Consider the following 24,784-nt stretch of genomic DNA (forward strand, 5'->3'; position numbering starts at 1 on the left):
CCTGAGTTGGCGTGCCGCACAAGTCGGGTGGTATCAGATGGACTAAAGCAAACAACCGGCGTTTATTCCACCTCACCCGTTGATTTGCGACCACCTGCCGCTGGCCGCCAGCGCTACCCGCACTCCCCGCGTTGCCACGCCCGCCGCAACAGGTCGATCACCTCGGCATCCGAGGTTTGGGAAAAATCCATGTACCAATGACCAATCGATGTGAACCACTCGGGCATCAGCGGACAGATCAACTCATCCACCTCGCTGCGCAGCGCCTCCACCGTTTCGATCGGCGCCACCGGCACCGCCACCACGATGCGTGATGGGGCCTGCGCCCGCAGCGCCTGGATCGCCGCCCTCATCGAAGCCCCGGTGGCCAGGCCGTCGTCGATCAGGATCACCACCTGATCCTTGAGCTGCACCGCCGGCCGCGTGCCACGGTAGACCTGCTCGCGGCGTAGCAACTCGCGGCTTTCCCGTTCGACCACGGCGTCGAAAGCGGCGCGATCAATCGGGTGCACCCGCAGTGCCTCTTCATTACGAATCTGGATACCACCGCTGGCAATCGCGCCCATGGCGTACTCCGGGTGGGACGGCACGCCGAGCTTGCGCACCAGCATCAGATCCAGGCGAACCTTCAGCGCCGTGGCCACCTCATAAGCCACCGGCACGCCGCCACGGGGCAAGGCCAGAACGATGACATCGGGGCGATTGGCGTAAGGCAGCAACGGCTCAATCAAACGCCGCCCGGCTGCTGGTCGGTCTTGCAGGATGGAATGGGACAAGGGGCTCATTTGAAAACCTCCCCAGGCGATGGCGCCTGTCTTTTTCAGTCACACCGTCCTTTTGTGGCGAGGGGCTTTGTGGCAAGGGACCTGTGGCGAGGGGGCTTGCCCCCGTTGGGCTGCGCAGCGGCCCCCAAAATCTAACAATACATCCAGATTTTTGTGAGCGCTTCGCACTCAAACGGGGCGGTGCGGCGACCCGACAAGCCCCCTCGCCACAATGGGTCTGTGAGCAGCATGCCCCTCCCGCAGCGTTCCGCCTACACCAACCGCTCAATCTTCTGATGCTGCCACACCAGTTTGTAATACAGCGTCTGCAACACCAGCATCCCCAGATACGCCACCGGAAACGCCATCCACACCCCTTGCAATCCAAACTTCGCATCCAGCAGATACGCCGCCGGCAACTGCACGCCCACCACGCACACAATGGAAATCGCCACCGGCACCATCACCGTACCGCTGGCGCGCATGATGCCGCCGATAATCGCCTGGAAACCAAACACCAACAGGCTCCAGAGCATGATATGCAACAGGTGCTCGGCCATGCCAAGTGTCGCCTCCTCAGTGAGGAACGACGCCAGCAACCAGCTCGACAACAAGTACCCGAGCACCACCAGACCACCGGTCAAACACACGTTGATCATCAGCCCGGTCTTCAGGATCGGCCCGATGCGCTCGATGCGCCCCGCCCCAATCGCCTGGGCCCCAAGGATCGACGCGGTGATCGCAATCGACAGCGCCGGGAACTGCACGTAATTGACGATCTGCGTCACCGCGCCATACGCCGCCGTCGCCTGGGACCCGTGCTGGTTCACCAGCGCCAGAATCACCAACTCCGACAGCGACAACACCACCATCTGCAACCCGGTGGGCAAACCGATGCGCAGCACCTTGCCGAGGATCGCCACGTCCAGCTTCATCGCCGCAAAGAACTCGCGATCCGGCGCCAGCGGATGGCCCTTGCCGATCAAGCGCCATGCCAGCAACCCCATCGCCACCAGGTTACCCACCAACCCGGCAATCGCCGCACTCTGAATCCCAATCGGCGCAAAACCCAGCCACCCGCGAATCAACGCCGGCGTCAGCGCCAGCCCCACACAGGTCGACACCACCAGCGCCAACAACGGCGACAACGTATCGCTCACCCCGCGCAGCAACTGCGTGAACAACACGAACACCAACAGCGACGGCATGATCCACAACATCACATGGGCATACGCCACCGCATCGTCCAGCACATCCGCCGGCGTCCCCAACCCCACCAGCGCCGACCGCGCAAACACACTCCCCACCACCGCCGCCACCAACCCAATCAACACCCCCAACAACAACGTCGCCCCGGCAATCGCCTTCACCAGATGCGTCTCCCGCGCCCCCCACGCCTGCCCGATCAACACCCCCGCGCCCGCGCCGAGGCCGATCACCAGGGCGATGAAGAAAAACACGATGGGGAACATCCCCGACACCGCCGCCAGGGCCTGGGTGCCGAGCATCTGGCCGATGTAGATGCTGTTGACCGTGCCGGACATGGATTGCAGGAAGTTCGACAGGACCATGGGGGCGAGGAACAGCAGGTAGGTTTTCCAGAGGGGGCGTTGGGGGGTTGGGGTCTGCATTCGGGAAGGTCCATCTCGACGGCCGGAGCGATGATTAAGGATAGCGTGGGTGGCTGAATCCAAGGGGCCGTGAACATCTCAGGTCTGTGTTTATATTTCCAGCGACGTGAGGTGAAAGGTCTGAAGTTTCATCAACACGGATCTTACGTCTGCCCGTTTTTTTGTCTGACGAGACCGAAGCGATGAGCCGTCCCAGCATCTTATGCCCCGGACTGGGACAGACCGTACCAGACGCGGAACAAGAACTAATGGCCGCGAATATACCGTTCAAGTTGCAATATCAAATCAGCTTGTTCTGCAATAGCTGACTTCACCAGGTCGCCTATCGATAGCAACCCAAGCAGCTTTTCGTTTTCTACAACTGGCAGATGACGAAGATGACTATCGGTCATAATACTCATGCAAACCTCAATACTCTGACGAGAGTCCACCGTTATCACTGGTGAGCTCATAATATCCCTAACGGGTGTACCCGCCGAGGAGCGCCCTTTCAGTACCATCTTCCGCGCGTAATCTCGCTCACTGATAACACCAACTACGACTCCGTCCTCTACGACAGGTAGCGCACCAACGTTCCGTTCAGCCATGGTCCTGACTGCCTCCAGAACCATCTGTTCCGGTGCAATGGTGTGAACATTCCGGTTATATTCGGGCTTTATACAAAGCAACTGCGCAACCGTCTTCATAATGGTTCTCTCTTGTTTTTGTTTAATGCAAGCATCCGCTGCCCGGCGCTTAAATCGGCATAAAAAAGACAAACAGAAAATTCGTTAAAATAAAAAATCAAGCATAAGAATCTGTTGAAATCGTGGATCAACACGCTTCAATGGTAAAACCGCGCACAAGGTGCTTGCTTGAAATTAAAGCTTTCGACTTCGCTCAACCGTCTTCGATGGCACTTCTAAAAACATTTTTTTGTAATCGGATGAGAAACGCCCCAAGTGATTAAACCCCCAGCGCATTGCCACTGCAGTAATATTTTCGTTGGAGCCCCCCTCCAGCAACGCTTGCCTTACGGCCTCAAGCCGAAAACGCTTCAAATACAGAGTTGGCGTAAGGCCAAAGTATTTCTTGAAGTCTTCATATAGTTTGAAGCGGGACACTCCGACCGCGCGACCTAACTCGTCCAAATCGACTTCATCGCTGGCATGCTCATGTATAAATTGTTTGGCTTTAAATAAATACTCAGGGCACCGACCTTGCGAAAGACCAACCAACTCGCCCGAGTAATTATTAGGCTGCGACAATATAAAACCCTTTATTAGCGCTTTTTCAATATCGCGAGCCATGGAGATATGACCAAAAAAGTTACGCGCCTGCTCCATCTCCGTTAGCAGGTATTTGACCAGCCGCCACCAGGCTGCGGGCGCGCCCTCACTTGCACCTACTCTCGTTTCGAAGACAATTGGTTGTTGGGTCGGACGCTGTAACAGTTCTTCCAACACTTGGCGCATCGCTGCACATTTTATTGCGACCTGAATTTTTCGACAATTACCGGTAATAGAAAGCTCTTGCTGATCATAAGGCGATACGATCAATCCGTTATCGCTATCGGACATCAGTAAGCCATTTGATTTTCGCAGTTCCTGTTCGCCACTGATGGGTAGACTGATGCTATAGCTATTGAGCACCGACGCATCAATATCGATAGTGACATCGGTACCATATTCGATATACCCGATCACCGTGGACATCGACTTCAAGACATTTCCGGCATGTTGAAAATGCATGCGTTGGGGGTACGAGGCCTTGAGCTCGTGGGGGCCGCAAATGTTCGACATCCAGGCCTGCGCACTCTGCAGGTCATGACGCACTGCATGGATGTCTTGAAATTCAACATCGGTCCCCGCATGAGTTTGCAGATTCATCGCAGCACCACAATGGTTACGGATTGGCTACAAACGTACTTCCCAGGCCTCGGGACTGCTATCCGCATAATGCAGTAATGATCAAGAAAACGCACAAAAACACCTCGCCGTATGGCCCTCGGAAAAAGCACGCCCCGCCCTCCTCAGAAACGGATAGATATCGCCTCGAATCCGGATAGATGCACCGCCCGGAAAGGCTTTCAATCGGGGTGAGCCTAAAACTACAAAAGGGTGTACCTGATGAACAGCGCTAAAAGCATTACTCAGTGGCAGGAATACATTCAAGGCTGTCTGGATTTCCGGCCGGCCGAAGGTATTTACCGCGTCGCCCGTGACATGTTCACCGAGCCGGAACTGTTCGACCTGGAGATGGAACTGATCTTCGAGAAGAACTGGATCTACGCCTGCCACGAGAGTGAAATCGCCAACCCCAATGACTTTCTGACGATGCGTGCAGGTCGTCAGCCCATGATCATCACCCGCGATGGCAACAATCAGCTCCACGCGCTGATCAATGCTTGCCAGCACCGGGGCGCGACCCTGACTCGCGTCAGCAAAGGCAATCAGTCGACCTTCACCTGTCCGTTCCATGCCTGGTGCTACAAAAGTGATGGCCGCCTGGTCAAGGTCAAGGCCCCGGGCGAATATCCGGAAGGCTTCGACAAGGCAACCCGCGGCCTGAAGAAGGCCCGGATCGAAAGCTACAAAGGCTTCGTGTTCATTAGCCTGGACGTCAATGGCAGCGATTCGCTGGAAGACTACCTGGGCGATGCCAAAGTGTTCTTCGACATGATGGTCGCGCAATCCCCTACGGGCGAGTTGGAAATATTGCCCGGCAAGTCGACCTACAGCTACGACGGTAACTGGAAGCTGCAGCACGAAAACGGTCTGGACGGTTATCACGTCAGCACCGTGCACTACAACTACGTCTCCACGGTACAACATCGCCAACAAGTCAATGCCGCCAATGGCGGCGTCTCCGACACTCTGGACTACAGCAAACTGGGCGCCGGCGATGCAGAAACCGACGACGGCTGGTTCTCGTTCAAGAACGGCCACAGCCTCTTGTTCAGCGACATGCCTAATCCAACGGTGCGCGCCGGTTATGCCACCGTCATGCCGCGTCTGATCGAGGAGTATGGCCAGCAGCAAGCCGAGTGGATGATGCACCGCCTGCGCAACCTCAACATCTATCCAAGCCTGTTCTTCATGGATCAAATCAGCTCACAGCTGCGTATCGTGCGCCCGGTGGCCTGGAACAAGACAGAGATCACCAGCCAGTGCATCGGCGTCAAGGGTGAATCCGACGCCGACCGGGAAAACCGGATTCGCCAGTTCGAGGACTTCTTCAACGTTTCCGGCATGGGAACCCCGGACGACCTGGTTGAGTTTCGCGAAGCCCAGCGCGGATTCCAGGCGCGCCTCGAGCGCTGGAACGAAGTGTCTCGCGGCAGTGAAAAGTGGGTCGAGGGTTCCACCCCCAACAGCGAGGTTCTGGGTATCAACCCGGTACTGACCGGCACCGAGTTCACCCATGAAGGGCTCTACATCAATCAGCACGGATCCTGGCAGCGCTTCCTTTTGCAAGGTCTGGAACAAAAAGCCCTGAAGTTGAAGGAGGTGTGAAATGAGCGCACTACAGTATTCCATCGAACAATTTCTCTACCGTAAAGCCGAGCTGTGTGATCAACAGGACTGGGACGCCTATATCGCCCTGTTTGATGAGCAGAGTGAGTTCCACCTGCCGCAATGGGAGTCGGAGCATGTGTACACCACCGACCCCAAGCGCAGCATGTCGCTGATTTACTACTCGAACCGCTCCGGTCTGGAAGATCGCGTGTTTCGTTTGCGCACGGGTAAGTCGGCGGCTTCAACGCCGATGCCGCGCACCTTGCATCAAATCAGCAATGTGCGCATCAACGAACTCAATAACGGACTGCTTGAAGTCAAGGCAGCCTGGGTCACGCTCTTCACGCGACAAGGGTTGTCCGAGCAGTTCTACGGCCATGTGACCTACCACCTCAGACCCGTCGCGGACAGCTGGAAGATCACTCGCAAGCACATCGTATTGCTCAACGACACCATCAACTCGGTGCTTGATTTCTATCACCTGTGAGCTGTGGAGCACGCTGTCATGAATCATAAAGTCGCTTTCAGCTTCGCCGATGGCAAGACCTCGTTCTTCGAGGTCAAGCCAAACGAGTTGCTGCTCGACGCCGCGCTGCGCAATGGCGTGAACATCCCGCTGGACTGTCGCGAAGGTGTCTGCGGCACCTGTCAGGGGCGCTGCGAATCAGGCCGATACACTCAAGATTATGTCGATGACGAGGCTTTGTCCGAACAGGATCTGGCGCAACGCAAGATGCTCTCTTGCCAGACCCGCGTGCAATCGGATGCGTCGTTCTATTTCGATTTCGATTCGAGCTTGTGCAACGCTGGGGCAACTCAATTGTTGCAAGCGGTGATTACCGGTGTGGAGCAGGTTTCGGCCACCACGGCGATCCTTCATCTGGACGCTTGCTCCCACCCCCGGCAATTGGATTTTCTTCCGGGGCAATACGCTCGACTGCATGTACCTGGCACCGATGAGTGGCGCTCCTACTCATTCGCCAACCGACCCAACCCCAATAACCAGCTTCAGTTTCTCATCAGGCTGTTGCCTGATGGAGTGATGAGCAACTTCATCCGTGAGCATTGCCGCCCCGGAGAAGTGCTCGAGTTCGAGGCGCCTTTGGGTAGTTTTTATCTACGCCAGGTCAGTAAGCCTCTCGTCCTGGTGGCAGGAGGAACCGGCCTTTCGGCCTTCCTCGGAATGCTGGATACCATTGCCGAACAAGGTGGTTGCGGACACCCGATCCAACTGTTCTATGGCGTCACGCAGGATAATGACCTCTGCGAAACTCAACGCCTGGCTGATTATCGCGATAAAATCGCGAACTTTGATTATCACTTGGTGGTGTCGAAACCATCAGAACACTGGAAAGGTAAAACCGGCTGGATTCCTGATCACTTCGACCGCCAGTCGTTCGAAGCCAATCCATTCGACATTTACCTGTGCGGTCCCCCGCCGATGGTCGAAGCGGTTAAAACCTGGTTCAGCGATCAGAAGATTGAGCGGTTCCAGATGTATTACGAAAAATTCATCGGGAGCAATTCCAAGCATTGAGATTGCATGAGGAATATCTGGTGCAGACCAGATATTCCTGTGCTTTTTTCATCATCCACCGACGCTACTGATCAATACCCCACCGTCGAACTCTCAGCGATCAAAACGATCTGCCAAATGCCGTAGCGCTTTGGCCTGAACGAGCAGATCCTCGCCAATCCTTCCTGAGTCCGAGTTGCCAGTTGCCGTACCTCGTCGGCAACGACACTGCCCCCCTGCCCGCTTCGCCGGCGCGAGCTGCTTCAATAGCCGCGTTCACAGCCAGTAGATTGGTTTGTCTGGATGGGCGGCCTGAACGTTGCTGGCAACTTCCTGAAGGGTGGTGCCCAATTCGCTGAGGGCGGTCACCGACAAGTCGGTTTCATCGCGTCGACGTTCGAGGCGCAGGGTTTCGCCCTGGATCAACCGGGCAAGCTCAACCACCTGCTGTTCTACGACGCCCCAGTCGTCCCTATTCGTGACAATGTGCTTTGCAGGCGACGCTCTTCTGCAACCAGGGCAATCAACATGGTCAGAAGCAGCAGGAGATGCCGACATGACTGGTCCCGAAAAGGAAAAAAAAGGTTCTTCATCCAATCCCGGGAAACTGTAGGAGCCAGCTCCTGCACGAGACCGCGTCCGAGTCGAAAATGAAGTGACCTCCAAACCATTGCGCAATAAAAACGGGTCCCGGTAGAGGGACCCCAAAAAAAGCCCGCCCCCCAGGGGCAGGCAGAAGACCAACGTAATCGAAGCTATGGAGCACAATGACTGTGGCGGTCTTAAAAGTGATGGACATACCGCACTTGCACACGACTACCTTCAGGACGATTCTCGACGTCCTGTTCGAAGTACGCATTCACAAACACATGATCCTCTTTGGAAAAGCTGTACATCGCCCCAGGCCCGACAGCCCATACCTTTTCGCGACGGCCGGAAACCTCATGACCGTCAACTTTGGTATCGGTGATTTGCTTCAGCCAATAGCCATTGATACCCAGACGCAGCTGTGGCGTCACCGCATACTCGGTAGCAAAGTTTGCGTGTAAAGCCTGGCCGGCTTGAATATCGTCAGCGCCACCAAACCCTGGGCCCGGATCATCGTTCTTGCCGTTGTAAAGATAATGAGCACGAACGGATGCCGTCCATTTTGGAGTAAACCAATAAGTGGCGGCCCAATAGGGATCAAACGACCAAGCGTTGGCGCCCGGATTGATGTCATGCTTACTGTCGTATTTGCCAGTCGGCACGTTCACCTGCAACTCAATGCGGTGCGCGAAACGCGGTCCATCGGGTCCCATGATTGGATCAAACTGAATCATCGGGCCCAAAAGCAGATCGCCCATACCACTTTGAGCCTTCAGCGCCGCGTTATTGAGTCCGTCATCAACATCCATGCTCGTTACAAAAGGCAGCACGGCGTTCATGCCCAGCGTCGCGTTGCCCAAGCGAAGGTCGGAAAAATAGCTGACCTGTGTAACAGCGACCTGATAATCCAGCTCCTGCCTGGGCAAGCCCAGCGACTTGCCATTTTGATCCCTAAAACGATTGGCGCTGTAGTTCTGGAAGTATTCCTGAAAGTACCACCCCGCACCCGCTGGCGGCGCGCCATCGAGAAAAGATGTTAAACCCAGATTGACGACTGGCAGGTCATACGCCTGCGCGGCTTCAATTCCCAAGAGGCCAGTGCCCAACACACATACCGATAGCAGTTTTCTTTTTATTTTCATGACGCTCTCCACAGCAAGGCTAAAGGCGGAGAAGTTGAACGTAGCAATGGGCGTGCAAAGGCTGTCCGTTACCACATAACGTTGAACCCTTGCCGCACAGGCCAGCGCATCAACAAGTCTCAACGCCTGTAGGATGTTCAGCTGGTATTAGTGTTTTGCGAGGTTCAAGCCCTGACTTATCGGTTCACCCCAGGATGTTGCGCAGCCACTCGATACTGCCCGCCGTGAAACACCAGCGGTTCCCCTGCGCCGTGGCGGTAGTGTTCGATTTGTCCAAGGAATATCAAATGGTCACCGCCCTCATACTGAGTGACATTGCGGCAGACCAGCGTGGCAATCACGCCATCGAGCAGAGGCACCCCGGACTCTCCGGCCTTGAAGGCCACACCCGAAAACTTGTCTGGCGCAGGTCGTGCAAAACGTCCGGAAATATCGTGCTGATCTGCACCGAGGACGTTGATCGCAAAATGCTCGCACGACAGGTAGTCCGGCAGACTCGGCGCACTGCGGGCAATACTCCAAAGCACCAGTGGCGGATCGAGTGAAACCGACGAAAAGGAGTTGGCGGTCATGCCAACATTGCGTCCATCGATCGTACGCGTGGTGATGACGGTCACCCCAGTGGCAAACTGCCCAAGCAGATTGCGTAATTCGCGCGGATCGCAGTCCTGAGCGTTGACCAGATCATGCTGGATGGATTCTGCGGTAAAGGCATTCATGTTGAACTCCTGGCTCGATGGCGACTCAAGCGGCCTGATGGGTCTTTTCCTGAATGAAGGCTTGGCACGACTGGGCGTCGAACCACCAAGGGGCAAAGTTGCGTGGATCATCGAAGCCATTGGCGATGGCCGATGCCAGAGGTTTTGACTGGCTGGCGGCCCCGAGCAGTTCGAGCAGATGCTGAGGCGGTGGCGTGAGCATCGTATTGGTCCACTTCACTACGTGCCGGGCATAACTCCAATACTGCTCGAAGGTATCGTGCATCCACTCCGGGCCGAAGTTTTGCGCGCCACGGGTGACAATCGCGTCCAGATAAACCTTGCTGCACTTGGCGGCATTGTTCGACCCCTGGCCAGTAATAGGATCATTGACCACCAGTGCGTCGGCCATGCCGAACACCTTGCGCCCCGACGGCAGCGTCAGAACCGGTTTGCGCACCATCGGCGTAAATCGTCCGGACAGGAAACCCTTGTCATCAGTCAGTTCCACGGACCGGCAACGTTCGGCCTCCCAGGGAACGTAGCGATTGACCAGTTCCAGGCTTTTCTCAAGATGTTGCTCGGCAGATGTGATCCCCTGCCAGCAATCCATCGGCCCGCCCGGAATCCCTTCGAAAACCATGATTTCGCAAGGACCGGTGGTCGTCAGGCAAGGGAACACAAAGTATTCGCCCACGCCCGGGATCAAGTTGAAGCTGACCCTGGAAAACGGCGACATCGGTGTCATGCCCTTCACGTAGGTCAATGACAGCGCCCGTTGCGGCTGCTGAAACTGCGTCCGTTCGGTATCTTTTTCGAACAGGTTGACGATCTCACCTTTACCCGCAGCAAGCAGCACCAGGTCATGACTCGCCGACAACTGCTCCAATTCAGCCACACCTACGTCCTGGATAACGACCTCGCCGCCACGCTTCACGACTTCGTCCAGCCACACCGGCATTTTCAGACGTTGATCGACTGATTGAGCGTAGCGATCCAGCCGAGCACTCCAGCTGAACAGTGGCTCATTCGGGTTCTCAGGGTCAGGCACAGTCAGACCGATACCTTCAACAGCCGGGCATTGGTCTTCCCAGAAGTTCAGCCCCAGATCGCGCTCACTTTGCAGAGCGGCATTGAACATGCACTGACTGGACATCACTTTACCGTTGCGAATGTCCTCGCCATTGCGATTAGTGGTCAGGGTCACGTGATAGCCCTTGGCGAGCAAACCTAGAGCGAGTTGCAGGCCGGCTTGACCGGCTCCGACGATGGCGATTCGACGCATTGTTATTCTCCTGGTTATCGACGGTTACAGGTGCAGCATTCGGCAGTCGCCGAACAGGGTTTCTTGTCAGTGTTATGCGTTACTCGGCAAGCCGCGGTATCGCTGGCAGGTTCTGCTCCGGTCCCATGACCGAGTAGCCCCCGTCGACGGCGTAATCCGCGCCCGTCACGAAGCTGGCGGCGGGTGAACAAAGGAACGCCACCACATTGGCCACCTCGGAGGGTTCTCCCAGGCGCCCCAACAGGTGATAAGAAGCGGCGACTGCATCAGCCTTTTTACGATTGTCGCCACTGGCTTCGGCGATCACCCGCGACCACGTCCAGCCAGGCGATACCGAATTGACGCGGATGCCGTCGGCTGCCAGGTCCATGGCCATGCTGCGAGTCAACTGCACCATGGCGGCTTTTGATACCGGATAAAGCCAGCGCCCGGTCTGGGCACACTTGGCCGAGATGGAAGCGAAATTCACGATCGCACCACATCGCGCCTTGAGGTCCTGATGTACCGCCTGAGTCAACGCCACTGCAGAAACCAGGTTCACATCAAGTGCGTGCAACCAATCCTGGCGCGTGGAGGCAAAGCCTTGATCGCTGTAAGTGCAGGCCAGGTTGATCAGGAGGTCGATCCCGCCGAAACGCGCTCGCACCTCTTCGACCGCATGCGCAATGAGTTCGTCATCTGTCACATCGAGGTGAAAAAAAACCGCTCTCTCGCCGAGCTCGGCCGCCGCCTTGAGACCCGCTTCACGATCGATATCGAACAGCGCAACGCTAGCCCCTGCGTCCATCAACGCCCGAGCCACGGCGGAGCCGATCAGGGTCGCGCCGCCACTGATCACGGCGATCTTGTTCTGTAGATGAGACATGGTTATCTCCTTAAACCGGCTTGTTGGCGCTGGAGGCCCAATTCGGCATCAACGTATTGGAAGGCAGCGATTCATCGAGCAGTTTTTGCGCAGTCACCACACCCGCCACCGGCAGCCCCGTCGGGTCAAGCAGGCCGATCTGAACCAGCACGCTGGCCTGATCCCAGTAGATATGTTCGTGATAAAGCCTGGGCCCGCGAAACTTGACGACTCCCAGCATCGGAATCTCGACATGACGCCCGGTCGGCGCCACCCCTGGGAGCATCCAGTCGATCTCGGTGTCATGGGTAAAACTCATGATGAATTCATCAACGATCTGCGATGCACCCACCGTGCGTGACAGCGGTGTCAGAGCCATGTCCTTGGGATTGCCATGGACGAAGTGATGCTGGTAGAAGCGGCTCAACTCTTTGGCACCCACGCCACCGGTCATGGTCGGGATGTGGTTGACGTAAGGTTCAGCGACCATGGTAGCCATGGTGGCGGGTACGTCGCGGGTGTCGAACTCGTGACGCACGTGCTCGTCCCAGAGATCGGAGAGGTTGTAGTCCGGCCCTAGAACCCGACGCAATGCGGCAATGGTCCGTTCGTGAGCCAACAGCGCCGATGGTTTGTGATAGTGATGACCGTTGGGGCGAGCAAAGGCGTGATCCACTCCCGGGTAAACGTAGAGTTCGACACCCGGCTGCTTCTGCAAAGTCTCCTGGATCGCGGACCGAGCCTCGGCGGGACAGAACTGATCCTGTTCGGCCATATGGAGCACCAGACGACCCTGTAACCCTTCGATTTCCGACAAGGCGTTTTCAATGCCCACGCCGTAGTAACCGACGGCACAGGCCACTTCAGGTAACCGACAGGCCGCCAGATAAGCCAGCTTGCCACCCAGGCAATAACCCACGACACCCAAGTCGCCCGGTTGACATTGGGGCAAGGCTTCCAGGGCATTCAGGCTGGCACGAATGTCATCAATGCCAAGCGCCTCGTCGAAACCCTGGTAGAGTTCATAGGCACGACCAAAGTCTTCCTCGGTGTAGCCTAACTGGACACCAGGCTCCTGGCGCCAGTAAAGGTCCGGAACCAGCACCGTGTAACCTTCTTCAGCCAACAGGTCGGCGACTTCGCGCATGGCCTGGTTAACGCCGAAGATTTCCTGACAGAGCACGACGCCCGGCCCGCGACCATCGACAGAGGTCGCCAGGTAAGCCTGGAAGTGTCCCCCGGAAGGAACCTGCACGCTGACATACTGGCCTTTCATTTCGAATCTCCAATGGTTCAGGAACGTTGGAGATGATATTGGGCACCTTCGGCGATGCGGACTATCCGCTGAATGCGATGCCTGTCCGTGGCATGCAGGAAGTTGCCCATGCGTACCGGATCTGATGCGCACAATGAAACAAAGCTTTGGGAGTGGCGCTGAAAGCGCTGACGCTACCTACTGACTTCATCAACCAACAGGTTGATGAAGAACAGTGCCTTGAAGATTTCGTCACAGATGTCGACGTACGAAAACCTGCTCAGCGCAATCGATGGAAGGCAAAGGTGAAGGATCAGGCGATGGTGGTTTGCTGAAGAAGTCCGGGCAGGGTCTTCAGAAGAAGTCGCAGTGCTGCGAGAGGATGAACTGAAAATTTGCGGACCTGATCACTACGGCTTTCGCCGTAAAGACACCAATTGCAGAAATGCTCGCAGTTGTTGGTCAGAAGTCGGTATTGATTTTCTCCTACCCGTGAGAGGGCTCTTCGGACGACTTCGTCTCGTTCAAATCCAAGCTGCCGGGTGCTCTTGACCCAGATCGGTTTCCCTGACGCAAACCGATGCAGTGTCAGCACTTCTACAGGCCCTGCGTGCAAGCCTGCACAAAGCCCGGAATAGTGAACGACTTGATGCCCACCCAAGTAGATCCCGTGATGGTAGTAGCCATTTCGTGAGGTGATGAGGTGGCTTCCAGGTGGGACCTCTGCGTCAGTTTCCCAGTCCCACTCATAGCACTCACTGGTACGGAGTTCGTCTACCGGAGCGGTTCTATAGGAGTTGTTCATCATGTTCCGCCTTACCGGGAGTGGATGAGCGCTCTGGTCGGCACTCCCACCTCAGTTAATTCAGAAGCGTTGGAATGATGTTGAACATCTGCATCGAGAGGGACTATCCGCTGGGCGCTAAACCTGTCCATGGCCTGCAGGAAGTTTTCTGATTCGCATCCACAGGGTCAATTCGACCTGCACCGAAAGTCGATCCGGCAACAGTGCTTCGCGACTGATTCAGATACCCCGCTTTTCGCCCCTCAAAAGCCCGACACCGCCAAGGAAAAAACATTGGACGCCTAATATTTACGGGGGGATTCCAGGGGCGAATGAGTAAGGTCTCGCAGCGGCCAGCCAACCTGAAAGCCGCCTGGCATAACTTTTGCCAGAGTCGGTAGAAAGCCCGATCAAGGGCGCTAAAAGAAACAGACATGCCCACGGGCTATCCGATTAGCGCAGCGACTATCCTTATCCTGCAGACCCTCGGTAACGCTTTGTGCGCCATGCCTCGAAACCGTGCATGCAAGTGAGGTGACCATGAGCCTGAATCTCATTCCAGAGAATTGCGGCAGTCTCTTTAACAGAGCTTCCCTGTTCACCCCTGAAAATCAGCTATTCCTTCTCAATGACCTGGATGCCATTCGTAAAGGCGTCAGCAGTGTGTTCAAAAATCACGAGCTGCGCTGCATCCAGGAAACCGACCGCATCAGCGCACGGATGCACCACGTCAATCGTGGGCGCCTGTCCTTGAACCGGCTGGAGTATGGAGCCCGAGTCAACATTGATCCCGGTCGTCTGGAAGATTTTTTCTTGATCCAGATCCCCATCAGTGGCAAAGCGCACATCATCTGCGGCGACCATGACTTTATCTCCACCCCTTATAAGGCCTCTTTGATTTCACCCAACCTGCCGTTATCGATGTGCTGGGATGCCAACGCCCCCCAATTGGCCCTTCGCATCGAACGCAGTGAAGTTGAATACCATTGTGCCCAGCACCTTGGGCATGTGATGGACAGATCACTGGAGTTCCAGCCAGAACTCGACCTGACGACCCCAAGCGGAAGCTACTTTCTCCAGCTGATCGCCATGTTGGCCGACGCGATTACATCTAACCAGCACCCGCTTCACCACTCCCTGGTGCTCAAGCAGTTCGAGTCAGTCCTGATCAATGCATTGATCTATGGCCAACCCAACAATCTGCGGGAACAACTGGAGAGCGCCAGTAAACCAAAAGCGCTTTTGCCCTATTTCGTCAAAAGGACCGAGGAATATATGCGGACTCATGCGAATGAACCGCTGAGCATCGAGCAGTTGGCCGAGCACGCCGGGGTGAGCGTACGCACACTATTTGCCGGCTTCCGCGATTTTTGCGACACCACGCCCATGGCCTATCTGCGCAACCTGCGACTGGAACAGGTGCACCTTGAGTTAAGCACACAGAGTCATGACGCTTCGGTAACCGACATCGCGTTCAAGTGGGGCTTTGTCCACTTGGGACGGTTTGCCCAAGAATATAAAAAACGTTTTGGCGAGGCGCCCTCAACCACGCTTAGATTCCGAAGCTGAACTCAGGATTCACAGTGCAAGATCCGGGGCAATCTCAATGCTGCCTCAAGCTTCGCCCCGGCAAAGTAATCAGGATCCGAAAATAGCTCACTCGGTCGAAGGGACGGATGCTTTGCTGCCAAAGCGGATTAGTTCATTGGAGAAACACAGGCCGACGATGATCATTGCCGCTCCCGCGTACAGGCTTTCGCGCGGTACTTCATTGAGCGCCACAAACGCCAGCAGCGCGGCGAACAGTGGCTCGGTCAGCTCCTTATCGTCAAATCGCTCAAGCTGAGCCTGGGATTGCTAACTTCGGTGGTGTCACTGTTTTCCTTCCTGCACATCCTCTGGCAGGCATCCGGCCTGGTTAGCGTGCCGTTCGCCGGTGAGTCCGTAGTCATTCCGGGGTTGCTGGTGTGGATCGCCCTCGTCTACGCCCTTCTGGGCACGGGGCTGGCGTTCTGGTTGGGGCGCGCATTGCCGCGGCTCAATTTCATGCAACAGCGGCGCGAAGCCGACTTTCGCTTCTCGCTGATGCGCCTGCGGGAAAACGCCGACTCGGTGGCCCAGTACCGGGGTGAAGCGACAGAAAACGCACGCTTCAACCAACGCCTGGAGGCGGCGCTGGAAAACTTTTGGACGCTGGTGAAAAAGCAGAAGCTGATCATGGGCTATTCGACCTTCTACCTGCGCAGTGCCACGGTCATACCGATGTTCATCATGGCGCCGCAGTTCTTCGCCGGCGCGTTTCCTCTTGGCGCCTGACCCAGATCAGCGCTGCCTTCGGCGAAGTGCACTCGGCCATTGCCTATCTCGTAGAGGTGTTCCCGGAGCTGTCGGCATGGAAATCGGTGATCGACCGGTTGATTGGTTTCCAGGAGCGCCTGGACAAGGTCGAAGTCAAGTCGAATGTCGTTGTGGGGCAGCAGCCCAAGGGCCTTCAAATCAAGGATCTGGACATCTGGTTGCCGAACGGTCGGCGCTTGCTCAACAGCTTCAACCTTTCACTTGAGCCCGGTGACAGCCTGCTGATCAGCGCACCGTCCGGCTACGGCAAGTCGACGTTGATACGCACGGTCACAGGACTCTGGCCTCACGCTCGCGGCTGCGCCAGTGACGACCGTGAGCGTGCCCTGACACTCTCGCAGAAACCTTACCTGCCGCTAGGCAGCCTGCGCGAAGCACTCTGGTACCCCAATCAACCGGATCGTGATGCAGACGCCGCGTTACGCCTGCACATGCAGCACGTCGGCCTGCAACACTTGAGCGAGCAACTGGATGACGAACTGGACTGGTCGCAAATCCTGAGCGTTGGCGAACAGCAACGCTGTGCCTTCGTCCGCGCCCTGTTGGCCCGCCCCGCGGTGCTGTTCCTCGACGAGAGCAGTTCGGCGCTGGATGCGGCGAACGAGGCGCGCTGCTATCAGTTACTCAAACAAACGCTGCCGGAGACGATCCTGATCAGCGTCGGCCACAATGCCTCGCTGGAACGCTTCCACTGGCAAGTTCTGGAACTGCAAAGCGAGGCTCAGTGGGTGCATCGAAAGGTGATGCAACCGGTATGACTTCGCGGGGCACACAGCTACGTCAAATCGAACGCGGGCAAGTAATCAGACATCTATCACAGTATTTTCACATCCATTGGCATACGGTGGATCCAGCTCCTTTGTGATTTCCAGCCCGCTCTCCCCATCGCGGGCTTTTTTTCGTCTGCTCGATTCAATTCGTATGAATCAACAAGACGCCCCAGCCATCAGGGGGAGGACAAGAGACTAGAGCAGTCGGACGACTATGGCGGCGGCGGAGTAAAGAAAAACGGGTGCTCTCGCGCCAACTTTATTTGCTACTCCAGAAAGGGGTTACCCGTCAGCTTGATTCAAGGCCACGAAAAACCAATCAGGCGAAGATACTCAATATGCCCGTAACAATGAGAAGAGCCGCTGCGGCAGCGGCTCAACCTGGGAACCTTCGATGATTTAAGCGACTGGACAAGAGAACCGGACGACCACGAAATGATGGCTACTGTCACCGTTCTCTGGCACCTGCGTTCAGGCACTTGATGCTGTCAATCAAAGGTATATTTTCCCTCGAGCATGAATGCCGGCTCTCTCCAGTTTGGCCCTCTCACAACTCCGCCCCCACTATATTTGATAAAGCCGGCATCACTCATTTTCTTGACAAGGTTCAATAGCCCTAAGTTGTTCTCCACATGCGCCCAGTTAGCCAGATTATAAAGGCCGTCAAGCCTAGGTAAAGAAATGCCTAATTCATTTTTGGTAAGAAATAGAATTACCTCTTCAGGTTTTTCGTTAAGCACGATAGTTGCAATGACGCTCATTATTTCACCCCTCCAAGTTCCTTGTACTCTCGTTCACTTTGTTCTCGATACGCCTCTATAGCATCAGGCGTATAGAGCAGTTCGGTGCTTCCCCTTTCTGCCCCTTCAGCATTTCCGGTTTTTCATTTTTGGAATAGCGGGTAACCCCTGCTGAAGCTGTAGGCAAAATCCGAGAATTGCGTGAGGGATCAATGGGGTCAAAAAAGAAAGGTCGATTGCTCAAAACAGCCTCCCCAAGCGCCAAACAACCCAGCCCACTGTCAATTAGCTAAACTTCATCAGTAAACCACTTCGCGAATCCCTGAAAAATCAGGAGGCGAACCATGAGCAAACAACCTCAACCCCAAAGCCGCTCCAACCCCCAGCCCAGATCCCGTCCGTTGGTGCCGAATTTGCCGAGCAAAACCGGCAACAAGTCCGGTGTCTTGCGCGGTAACTATCCGCCGAAGAAGTCGTAATTGCCTCGGGTGTACGACAGGCTTTGCAACGGAGTCTGTCGCACTCCCCCGCCACTTCAGCATTACTTGCCTCTATATCGGACATTGTTTTCCACGAGCGACGTCGTAGCTGCCTAGAATGATGGCCAAACGCTACGCTCTCCACGGCATCTCAAATACAGCTCGACCATGCCGCCAACAGATTCGCATCCCTGACTCTGAAAACGTCTGCCCCTTAACGTACCCAAGCCTTCGCGATGTCCCGTGTTGCCATAAACCCTGCTTTTTCTGGCTCATTTACATGGAGTAAGCGTACATGCCCTTCCCCCCTCGTTTCCTCGACCACTACCGCAAAGCCGACCGCATCATGCTGGGCCTGATCTGGCTGATGTTCGCGTTCGCTATCGGCCTGGCGTTCTGGCACGACACGTTGAAGCAGGCGCTGCTGGTGGGCGGTGGCACCAGTGTGTTGTTGACGCTGTTGTATCGAGCCATCGGCGGAATGCGGTTGATGCGTTGTCTGCTGGGCGTGGGTTTGATGGTGATGGCGGCGTTGCATATCAATCAGGCCGAGGGTGTCATTGAGTCGCACTTCGGGATTTTTGCGTTGTTAGCGGTGTTGACGTTTTATCGGGACTGGCTGCCGATTCTGGTGGCGGCGGTGACGATTGCGCTGCATCACGTGGTGTTTCATGCGCTGCAGCATCAGGGTTTTCCGGTGTTTGTGATGGCCCATCACGGTGGCTGGACGATGGTGTTCGTTCACGCTTTTTATGTGGTGATGGAGACGGTCGCGCTGCTCTATCTGGCGATGCACAGCCAGGCCGATGCGGTGGAGAGCCAGGACATGCTGGACAAGATGCTGGCGACCACGTCCCAGTTCACCGCGGGTGCCGGCCAAGGTGACAAGGCGCGAGTGCATGTGTCGCTGGCACAGCGCTTCGATCAGTTTTTGATGCAGATCACCGCCTTGGTGGACGGCGTGGTGCGTGACTCTCAGGGGTTGGGTCAGTTGGGCCAGGAGTTGGCCAAGGCCAGCAACACGCTGGAGAAAGGCGCCAAGCATCAGTTGACGGAAATCGCGCAGATGACCGGGTCGATGCAGCGCATGGGCGATGCGATGGAGCACATCGTGGTGCATGTCGAGCATGCCGTTGTCCATGCCGGCCAGGCCAGCGCGCAAGTCACCCGCGGCCAGGAAAGCGTGAACCGTGCGCGGCAGGAAATCACTCAACTGGCCTCACGCCTGGAAGGCACCAACCAGACCGTGCAGGTACTGGCCGGGCAGGCGCAGCAGATCGGTACGGTGCTGGAGGTGATCAGCAGCATTGCCGAGCAGACCAACTTGCTGGCGCTCAACGCGGCGATTGAAGCGGCGCGCGCCGGCGAGCAAGGCCGGGGCTTTGCGGTGGTGGCCGATGAGGTGCGCAGCCTGGCGCAACGCACGGCAGTGTCCACCAAGGAAATCCGCACCATCATCGAAGCCTTGCAGCAAGGCAGCCGCAAAGCCGTGGAGGCCATGCAGGACAGCCGCGAAGGTGTAGTGCGCTGCGTCGAGGACAGTCAAGTGGCGGCAGCGATGTTGCAGGCCGTCGGCAGCGACATCTCGCAGATCGATGAACTCAATGGGCGGATCGTCACGACGACCCGCGAACAGTCCTCGGCAAGTTTCGAGATTGTCGGGCGCTTGCAGTCGGTGCAGAGCATTGCGCAAAACACGGCGGATGATGTGGAGACACTGGCGCTGAGCAGCAGGCGCTTGCCGCCCATTGCGACCCGGCTGGATGCGTTGGGGCGGACGTTTCATCAGTGATGCTCGACGGGAGAAGTTTTCCGTTGGTCGAATCGATTTGCTCTACAGACTCAACAAACCTATCTTTGAGTCTATGGACTCAAGATAGGTATTGATCATGGCCGTCCCCCTGCAACCCCAATCCTTCAGCAAAAACCAATGCGTCACCGGCCTGCGTGCCGCCGTGAGCATTCTGGAAAAGTGGAAGGCCAACAGCGATCAGGCCTGTCGCATCCTGCGTATTTCCCGCAGCACCTACACCCGCGCCCGGCAGCGAGACCCGGACTGGGCGGTGGCGCTGGATGCGGACCAGATGCAGCGCATCAGTTTTGTGTTGAACATTCACGCGACGTTGCGGCTGGTGTTCGACAACCCGGATAACGTGTACGGCTTTGCCTCGATGGCCAATGACAACGAGTTTTTCAACGGGCGTTCGCCGCTGGAGATCATGGCCCAGGGCGACATGATTTCGCTGTACGAAACCTTCCGCCGCATCGACATGCTGCGGGGTGCGCAATGGTGATGGCGAGTGAGCTGGCGGTGTTTGCCGGTCAGTCGTTGCAGGCTTTTCGCCTGGTCAATTCGAAGTTTCCGCCCATTGCGTTGTTTGATGATGTGGCGGATGCGGCTGAGTTCGAGGTGTTGTTCGAGATTCAGGCGCTGACCAATCCGCGGTTGAAAAATGAGGTGGGTCAGCTGGAGTTGATTGCGCGCAGCGAGATTCCGTTCGGCATTCCGGGTTGCTCCTATGCCATTGCGCCGTTTACCCACGTCAACCCAGCGGGCTCGCGTTTCAGCGATGGCCGTTTTGGGGTGTTGTACCTGGCGGAGTCGATGGACGCGGCGCTGGCCGAGGTGCGACATCACCAGGCGCTGTATTGGTCGAGGGTGCCGAGCCTGAACTATGAGCGCTTTGTGTTTCGTGGATTGGCCTGTGCATTTGGCGATGGCGGGATGAAGGACGCCACGGCCCTGCCGATGAGCGATCCGGTGTATGCGCCGGACGACTACAGCCACTCCCGTGTGTTGGGGCAGGCGGTGCGCGATGCCGGTTGCCCCGGTTTGCGTTATCACTCGGTGCGGATGCCGGGCAGTCATTGCTGGGCGTTGATGACGCCGAGGCCGGTTTCGTCGATTGTGCAGACGGCGCATTACGAGATGGTCTGGAATGGGCAGATCACCAGTGTCAGTCAGATCAGTGAGGCTTGAGCCCCGTTGTCATGCACATGAAAACCTGTGGGAGCGAGCTTGCTCGCGATTGCTGTGTGTCAATCGACACATATGTTGAACGTGAAATTGCCATCGCGAGCAAGCTCGCTCCCACAGGGATCTGCGATCCATTGAGCGCATCGATAGTCACCATCATTTCAATGAAGTTCTCTTGAAAAATCCCCGGCGTAACATCTGCTCCATACCAACCCATAAGCACCCCGGAGCACACCATCATGAAACGCCAGACCCTCCTCAGTATCGCTTTCTCGGTTTTCGCAGTTAACGCTTTCGCCGCAAACCCTGCTCAACCTGTGGTCGCTGAAGGCGGCTCGGATCGTTTGATTGAAAGCCGTGTGGCCGAGGGTGGCTCCGATCGTTTGATCGAGAATCGTGTGGCCGAAGGTGGCTCGGATCGCTTGCTGGAAAAACGTGTTGCCGAAGGCGGTTCCGACCGTCTGATCGAAAGCCGCGCTGTCTGAATGCAGTGCTTTACCGCAAGACTCAACGAAAAGCCCGGCCTCAACAGCCTGATGCTGCTCAATCAAGCGAGAACGATCCACTCACTGTAGGAGCGAGCTTGCTCGCGATGGAATCAAGAACGCCGCGTTTAGCCTGTAAACACGCGGCATCGTTAACGACCATCGCGAGCAAGCTCGCTCCTACAGGGGATCGTTCTCATTTAACTGAACAGCATCAGGCTTCAACAGCCGGGCTTTTTCGTGCGGGTTATCAATTCGTTTGTAGGTCATGCACTTTCGCGGATCGCGAGAGGCCAATCTTGATGCCCACCAGTATGGGCGCGGCAAAGACGAACAGCAGGGCCACGGCGAAGAACGCCGTATCGAAAGCAATCACCGTGGCCTGACCTGATACCGCTTTGCCCAGCAAGCTCGTGGCTGCCCGGCCAGCGGCCACCTGATCCATGCCCTTCCCTGCCAGCATCGCGGTTGTGGTCATCAGCCGTTCGATGACCGCGTGTCCCCCTGGGGTGACGTTGGCGCCGAGGACCACGCCATTGCTGACAACCTGATGGTCGATCAAGGTCTGCAGCCCGGCGACGCCCATCAAGCCTCCCAACTGGCGCCCTGTGTTGAACAGGCCGATGCCGCTGGCCAGGTTGCGGCTGTTGAGGTGGCTGAAAGCGATCAGCGTGATCGACAGAAACAGGAAGCCAAGGCCCAGGCCGCGCAACAGGATGGCCGCCATCATGTCGTCGGTGCCGCTTTCGCTGCTAGAGCCGGACAGCATCCACATCGCCCCCATGATCAGCAGGATACCCAACGGCACGGTCGCCACCGGCGGCACGCGACGCACGCTGAACAGGTAGGCGGCGATGAGCAGCGAACCGACAAAAAAACCGCCACTGGGCAACAGGAGCAAGCCGGCATCGGTCGGTGTGAAGGCGAGTACCGACAGGGCGAACGCCGGGATCAGGTAGGCGCTGCCGAACAACGCGGCACCGGCAACGAAACTGACGCAAAAAGCAAAGGTAAAATCGCTTGATCTGAACAGGCTGAAGTCGAGCAGCCCCTGGCCGTTGGCCAACACCTGTTGGCCGAGAAAGGCCAGCAGCGCGGCGGTACCGAGCACGGTCAGCACCAGGATGCGCGGCTCCTCGAACCAGTCCCAGCGACTGCCCTGGCTGAGCACGTAGGTGAAACAGAACAGGGCTGCAGAGAGCAGCGAGAACCCGAGCCAGTCGAACGAACGTTGCCGGACCTGGGCGGGCACGGGGTGGTCGGCGATGAGCAAGAGGCCGGTCGCCGCCAAGGCCAACGGCACCACGCTGAAGAAGATCCAGGTCCAGGACTGGCTGTCGACCAACCACCCTTGCAGGGCTGGCGCGAGGGTCGCCGACGCGACCACCGCCGCCATGGCGAACAGGGCTTGCAGGATCGGCTGAAGTGCGCGCGGATAGCCGCGAAAGATGATCGCCTGACCCGCCACCAGCAGAGCACCGCCAGCGAAGCCCTGCAGGATGCGCAGTGCGATCAGCAGTTCCAGCCAGGCGGTAACGGCAGCCACGCAGCACGCCAGGCCCATGACCAGGGTGGCGCCGATGATCACGTTGCGCGCAGAAAATCGCTGCATCAGCCAAGGGGCGAGCATGAACCCGATCAGCTTGAACGCGATGTAGCCGACATCCAGCCAGGCGAACTCGTCAGGCGTGGCATAGGTGTCGCCGATAATGTCGCCGCGACCGAGGGCCAGCACGGTGCTGGCGATCGCTTCCGTCAACGTCGCCAGCACGATGCCCACCATGAGCAGGACGCCGTTCATTGTCCTGGCGCTGCTCGGCGTGGCGCAGGCAACGCGGCTCATGAGCCGGCCCCTTGTGCAACTTCCACCCGCGCGGACAGGCCCGGCACGATGCGCCCCGGCAGGGGGTTTTCAGCCAGGCGGATCTTCACCGGAACGCGCTGCACGACACGCACAAAGTTCCCGGTGGCGTTGTCGGGCGGCAGCAGGCTGAACGCCGAGCCACTGCCTGGTGCAAAGCTGTCGACCACGCCATCGAGTGCCGCATCGGGGTAGCCATCGACCGTGACGCGCACCGGCTGACCGGGGCGAATATGTTCCAGTTGAGTTTCCTTGAAGTTCGCCACGATCCACACATCGTTGACCGGCACGATATCGAGCAGGGATACGCCCGGTGTGACGAAACGACCGAGGCGAACCTGACGGTTACCGACCACGCCATCCACAGGTGCGTGTACCACGGTGTGCTCGAGATCGATCCGGGCGAGATCACGTGCGGCCTCTGCCTGGCTCACAGCGGCCACGGCAGCCTCGCGCTCGGCTACAAACACCGTGATGCGCTGCTGTTGCGCCTCGACCGTTGCCGAAGCGGCCGAAACCGAGGCCGCGGCTCTGGATTGCGCGGTGCCGGTTTCATCGACCAGGGCCTGGCTCACCGCATTGCTGACGATCAGTTTGCGGCTGCGGTCGTGGGTCTTGGCCGCCAGGCTCATGTCGGCGGAGGCTGAGCGCCTTTGCGCTTCGGCCTGCCTGATCAGCGCATGCTGGAGCTGGATCTGTGCGTCGACATGGGTCAGGCGCGCCTGGGCGGCGCTGACATTGGCCTCGGCTTGCGCAAGTTTGGCGCGGTAGTCGCGGTCATCGATTCGAAACAGCACATCACCGGCACGCACGGCCTGGTTGTCCCGAACCTCCACCGCCGTGACATAGCCCGCGACCTTGGCGGCCAGCGAGGTGACGTCCCCGCGGACATACGCGTTGTCGGTCGAGGTCACGCCACTTGAAAACGCCATGGCTCCCCAAACCGCCACGACCATCAAGGCCGCGACGCACAGCAACAGGCCGATGGTCTTGCGCTTGCTTCGCCGCACCACGACCACAGGCGTGCCGCTACTTGCGCTGGTGGCAATGGCGGCCTTGTCCAGGAGCGAGTTCATTTTTTCATTTCCTGTTCAGTGCCAAGAACTGACT

At 57.3% G+C, this 24,784-nt stretch carries 23 protein-coding genes and 4 pseudogenes; 11 read left to right on the forward strand and 16 right to left on the reverse strand.

Annotation, left to right across the window (positions count from 1 at the left end; genetic code table 11):
- Positions 1 to 113 precede the first annotated feature (113 nt).
- From AC1RS8_RS16545 to AC1RS8_RS16560, 4 genes are all read right to left on the reverse strand, one after another.
- Complete coding sequence (locus AC1RS8_RS16545) at positions 114 to 785, reverse strand: phosphoribosyltransferase (protein WP_489338792.1); 672 nt, start codon at positions 783 to 785, stop codon at positions 114 to 116.
- A gap of 251 nt (positions 786 to 1,036) precedes the next feature.
- Positions 1,037 to 2,395, reverse strand: a complete 1,359-nt coding sequence (locus tag AC1RS8_RS16550; RefSeq protein WP_489338793.1) for an MATE family efflux transporter — start codon at positions 2,393 to 2,395, stop codon at positions 1,037 to 1,039.
- A gap of 245 nt (positions 2,396 to 2,640) precedes the next feature.
- Positions 2,641 to 3,081, reverse strand: a complete 441-nt coding sequence (locus AC1RS8_RS16555) for a CBS domain-containing protein (RefSeq protein ID WP_489338794.1) — start codon at positions 3,079 to 3,081, stop codon at positions 2,641 to 2,643.
- A 174-nt stretch (positions 3,082 to 3,255) separates the two neighbouring features.
- Positions 3,256 to 4,263, reverse strand: a complete 1,008-nt coding sequence (locus AC1RS8_RS16560; RefSeq protein ID WP_489338795.1) for an AraC family transcriptional regulator — start codon at positions 4,261 to 4,263, stop codon at positions 3,256 to 3,258.
- Between the two features lie 240 nt (positions 4,264 to 4,503).
- On the opposite strand from AC1RS8_RS16560, the gene antA reads away from it, so the two are divergent.
- The 3 genes from antA to antC are packed head-to-tail and all read left to right on the forward strand — an operon-like array spanning position 4,504 to position 7,429.
- Positions 4,504 to 5,889, forward strand: a complete 1,386-nt coding sequence (gene antA / locus AC1RS8_RS16565) for an anthranilate 1,2-dioxygenase large subunit (RefSeq protein WP_489338796.1) — start codon at positions 4,504 to 4,506, stop codon at positions 5,887 to 5,889.
- Between the two features lies 1 nt (position 5,890).
- Positions 5,891 to 6,379 carry an anthranilate 1,2-dioxygenase small subunit gene (antB, locus tag AC1RS8_RS16570; RefSeq protein WP_407515573.1) on the forward strand — a complete coding sequence of 163 codons (489 nt, stop codon included), beginning with the start codon at positions 5,891 to 5,893 and terminating at the stop codon, positions 6,377 to 6,379.
- 18 nt (positions 6,380 to 6,397) lie between these two features.
- Positions 6,398 to 7,429 carry an anthranilate 1,2-dioxygenase electron transfer component AntC gene (gene antC, locus AC1RS8_RS16575; RefSeq protein ID WP_489338797.1) on the forward strand — a complete coding sequence of 344 codons (1,032 nt, stop codon included), beginning with the start codon at positions 6,398 to 6,400 and terminating at the stop codon, positions 7,427 to 7,429.
- A 146-nt stretch (positions 7,430 to 7,575) separates the two neighbouring features.
- Here the strand turns inward: antC and AC1RS8_RS16580 are convergent.
- From AC1RS8_RS16580 to AC1RS8_RS16610, 7 genes and pseudogenes are all read right to left on the reverse strand, one after another.
- Positions 7,576 to 7,712: pseudogene (locus AC1RS8_RS16580) on the reverse strand (methyl-accepting chemotaxis protein); the annotation flags it as partial.
- Positions 7,685 to 7,852 carry a hypothetical protein gene (locus AC1RS8_RS16585; RefSeq protein WP_157858923.1) on the reverse strand — a complete coding sequence of 56 codons (168 nt, stop codon included), beginning with the start codon at positions 7,850 to 7,852 and terminating at the stop codon, positions 7,685 to 7,687. The pseudogene AC1RS8_RS16580 and the gene AC1RS8_RS16585, both read right to left, overlap by 28 nt.
- Before the next feature lie 338 nt (positions 7,853 to 8,190).
- Positions 8,191 to 9,138 carry a SphA family protein gene (locus AC1RS8_RS16590; protein ID WP_057714245.1) on the reverse strand — a complete coding sequence of 316 codons (948 nt, stop codon included), beginning with the start codon at positions 9,136 to 9,138 and terminating at the stop codon, positions 8,191 to 8,193.
- A 176-nt stretch (positions 9,139 to 9,314) separates the two neighbouring features.
- Positions 9,315 to 9,857 carry a flavin reductase family protein gene (locus AC1RS8_RS16595; RefSeq protein WP_057714244.1) on the reverse strand — a complete coding sequence of 181 codons (543 nt, stop codon included), beginning with the start codon at positions 9,855 to 9,857 and terminating at the stop codon, positions 9,315 to 9,317.
- Between the two features lie 25 nt (positions 9,858 to 9,882).
- Positions 9,883 to 11,121: a styrene monooxygenase/indole monooxygenase family protein gene (locus AC1RS8_RS16600; protein ID WP_057714243.1), complete on the reverse strand. Its 1,239-nt coding sequence runs from the start codon at positions 11,119 to 11,121 to the stop codon at positions 9,883 to 9,885.
- A gap of 79 nt (positions 11,122 to 11,200) precedes the next feature.
- On the reverse strand, positions 11,201 to 11,986 hold the full coding sequence (locus tag AC1RS8_RS16605) for an SDR family oxidoreductase (protein WP_489338798.1): 786 nt from the start codon (positions 11,984 to 11,986) through the stop codon (positions 11,201 to 11,203).
- Positions 11,987 to 11,996: 10 nt separating this feature from the next.
- The gene (locus AC1RS8_RS16610; RefSeq protein ID WP_489338799.1) at positions 11,997 to 13,241 is read right to left on the reverse strand and encodes a dienelactone hydrolase family protein; all 1,245 of its coding nucleotides are present in this window, start codon (positions 13,239 to 13,241) and stop codon (positions 11,997 to 11,999) included.
- Positions 13,242 to 13,393: 152 nt separating this feature from the next.
- Between AC1RS8_RS16610 and AC1RS8_RS16615 the strand changes: the two genes are divergently transcribed.
- Positions 13,394 to 13,555: a hypothetical protein gene (locus AC1RS8_RS16615; RefSeq protein WP_167362845.1), complete on the forward strand. Its 162-nt coding sequence runs from the start codon at positions 13,394 to 13,396 to the stop codon at positions 13,553 to 13,555.
- Here the strand turns inward: AC1RS8_RS16615 and AC1RS8_RS16620 are convergent.
- Positions 13,534 to 14,028: a lecithin retinol acyltransferase family protein gene (locus AC1RS8_RS16620; RefSeq protein ID WP_489338800.1), complete on the reverse strand. Its 495-nt coding sequence runs from the start codon at positions 14,026 to 14,028 to the stop codon at positions 13,534 to 13,536. The genes AC1RS8_RS16615 and AC1RS8_RS16620 overlap by 22 nt on opposite strands.
- A 516-nt stretch (positions 14,029 to 14,544) precedes the next feature.
- Here AC1RS8_RS16620 and AC1RS8_RS16625 point away from each other — a divergent pair.
- Complete coding sequence (locus AC1RS8_RS16625; protein WP_489338801.1) at positions 14,545 to 15,573, forward strand: AraC family transcriptional regulator; 1,029 nt, start codon at positions 14,545 to 14,547, stop codon at positions 15,571 to 15,573.
- Positions 15,574 to 15,660: 87 nt separating this feature from the next.
- Here AC1RS8_RS16625 and AC1RS8_RS16630 read toward each other — a convergent pair.
- Positions 15,661 to 15,825, reverse strand: a pseudogene (locus AC1RS8_RS16630) (DMT family transporter); the annotation flags it as partial.
- On the opposite strand from AC1RS8_RS16630, the pseudogene AC1RS8_RS16635 reads away from it, so the two are divergent.
- A pseudogene (locus AC1RS8_RS16635) lies at positions 15,823 to 17,120 on the forward strand (ABC transporter ATP-binding protein/permease); the annotation flags it as partial. The pseudogenes AC1RS8_RS16630 and AC1RS8_RS16635 sit on opposite strands and share 3 nt — an antisense overlap.
- Before the next feature lie 500 nt (positions 17,121 to 17,620).
- Here AC1RS8_RS16635 and AC1RS8_RS16640 read toward each other — a convergent pair.
- Complete coding sequence (locus AC1RS8_RS16640; RefSeq protein WP_489338802.1) at positions 17,621 to 17,893, reverse strand: hypothetical protein; 273 nt, start codon at positions 17,891 to 17,893, stop codon at positions 17,621 to 17,623.
- A 323-nt stretch (positions 17,894 to 18,216) separates the two neighbouring features.
- Between AC1RS8_RS16640 and AC1RS8_RS16645 the strand changes: the two genes are divergently transcribed.
- The 5 genes and pseudogenes from AC1RS8_RS16645 to AC1RS8_RS16665 all read left to right on the forward strand — a co-directional run.
- Positions 18,217 to 18,351, forward strand: a complete 135-nt coding sequence (locus tag AC1RS8_RS16645; protein WP_340313927.1) for a hypothetical protein — start codon at positions 18,217 to 18,219, stop codon at positions 18,349 to 18,351.
- A gap of 295 nt (positions 18,352 to 18,646) precedes the next feature.
- Positions 18,647 to 20,143 (forward strand): methyl-accepting chemotaxis protein, encoded by a 1,497-nt coding sequence (locus tag AC1RS8_RS16650; RefSeq protein ID WP_489338803.1) that lies wholly within the window; start codon positions 18,647 to 18,649, stop codon positions 20,141 to 20,143.
- A 97-nt stretch (positions 20,144 to 20,240) separates the two neighbouring features.
- Positions 20,241 to 20,645, forward strand: a complete 405-nt coding sequence (locus AC1RS8_RS16655; protein ID WP_090456513.1) for an antitoxin Xre-like helix-turn-helix domain-containing protein — start codon at positions 20,241 to 20,243, stop codon at positions 20,643 to 20,645.
- Positions 20,639 to 21,331 (forward strand): RES family NAD+ phosphorylase, encoded by a 693-nt coding sequence (locus tag AC1RS8_RS16660; protein ID WP_489338804.1) that lies wholly within the window; start codon positions 20,639 to 20,641, stop codon positions 21,329 to 21,331. Before AC1RS8_RS16655 ends, AC1RS8_RS16660 begins: the two co-directional genes overlap by 7 nt.
- A 236-nt stretch (positions 21,332 to 21,567) precedes the next feature.
- Positions 21,568 to 21,804 (forward strand): annotated as a pseudogene (locus AC1RS8_RS16665) (hypothetical protein); the annotation flags it as partial.
- 259 nt (positions 21,805 to 22,063) lie between these two features.
- Here the strand turns inward: AC1RS8_RS16665 and AC1RS8_RS16670 are convergent.
- Together AC1RS8_RS16670 and AC1RS8_RS16675 are read right to left on the reverse strand one after the other, a co-directional pair.
- Entirely contained in the window at positions 22,064 to 23,656 is a 1,593-nt protein-coding gene (locus AC1RS8_RS16670) for a DHA2 family efflux MFS transporter permease subunit (RefSeq protein WP_489338805.1), read from the reverse strand.
- Positions 23,653 to 24,750 (reverse strand): HlyD family secretion protein, encoded by a 1,098-nt coding sequence (locus AC1RS8_RS16675; RefSeq protein ID WP_057714231.1) that lies wholly within the window; start codon positions 24,748 to 24,750, stop codon positions 23,653 to 23,655. The genes AC1RS8_RS16670 and AC1RS8_RS16675 overlap by 4 nt, the downstream gene beginning before the upstream one ends.
- Positions 24,751 to 24,784 lie beyond the last annotated feature (34 nt).

The organism is Pseudomonas sp. GW821-FHT12A04 (assembly GCF_058807755.1).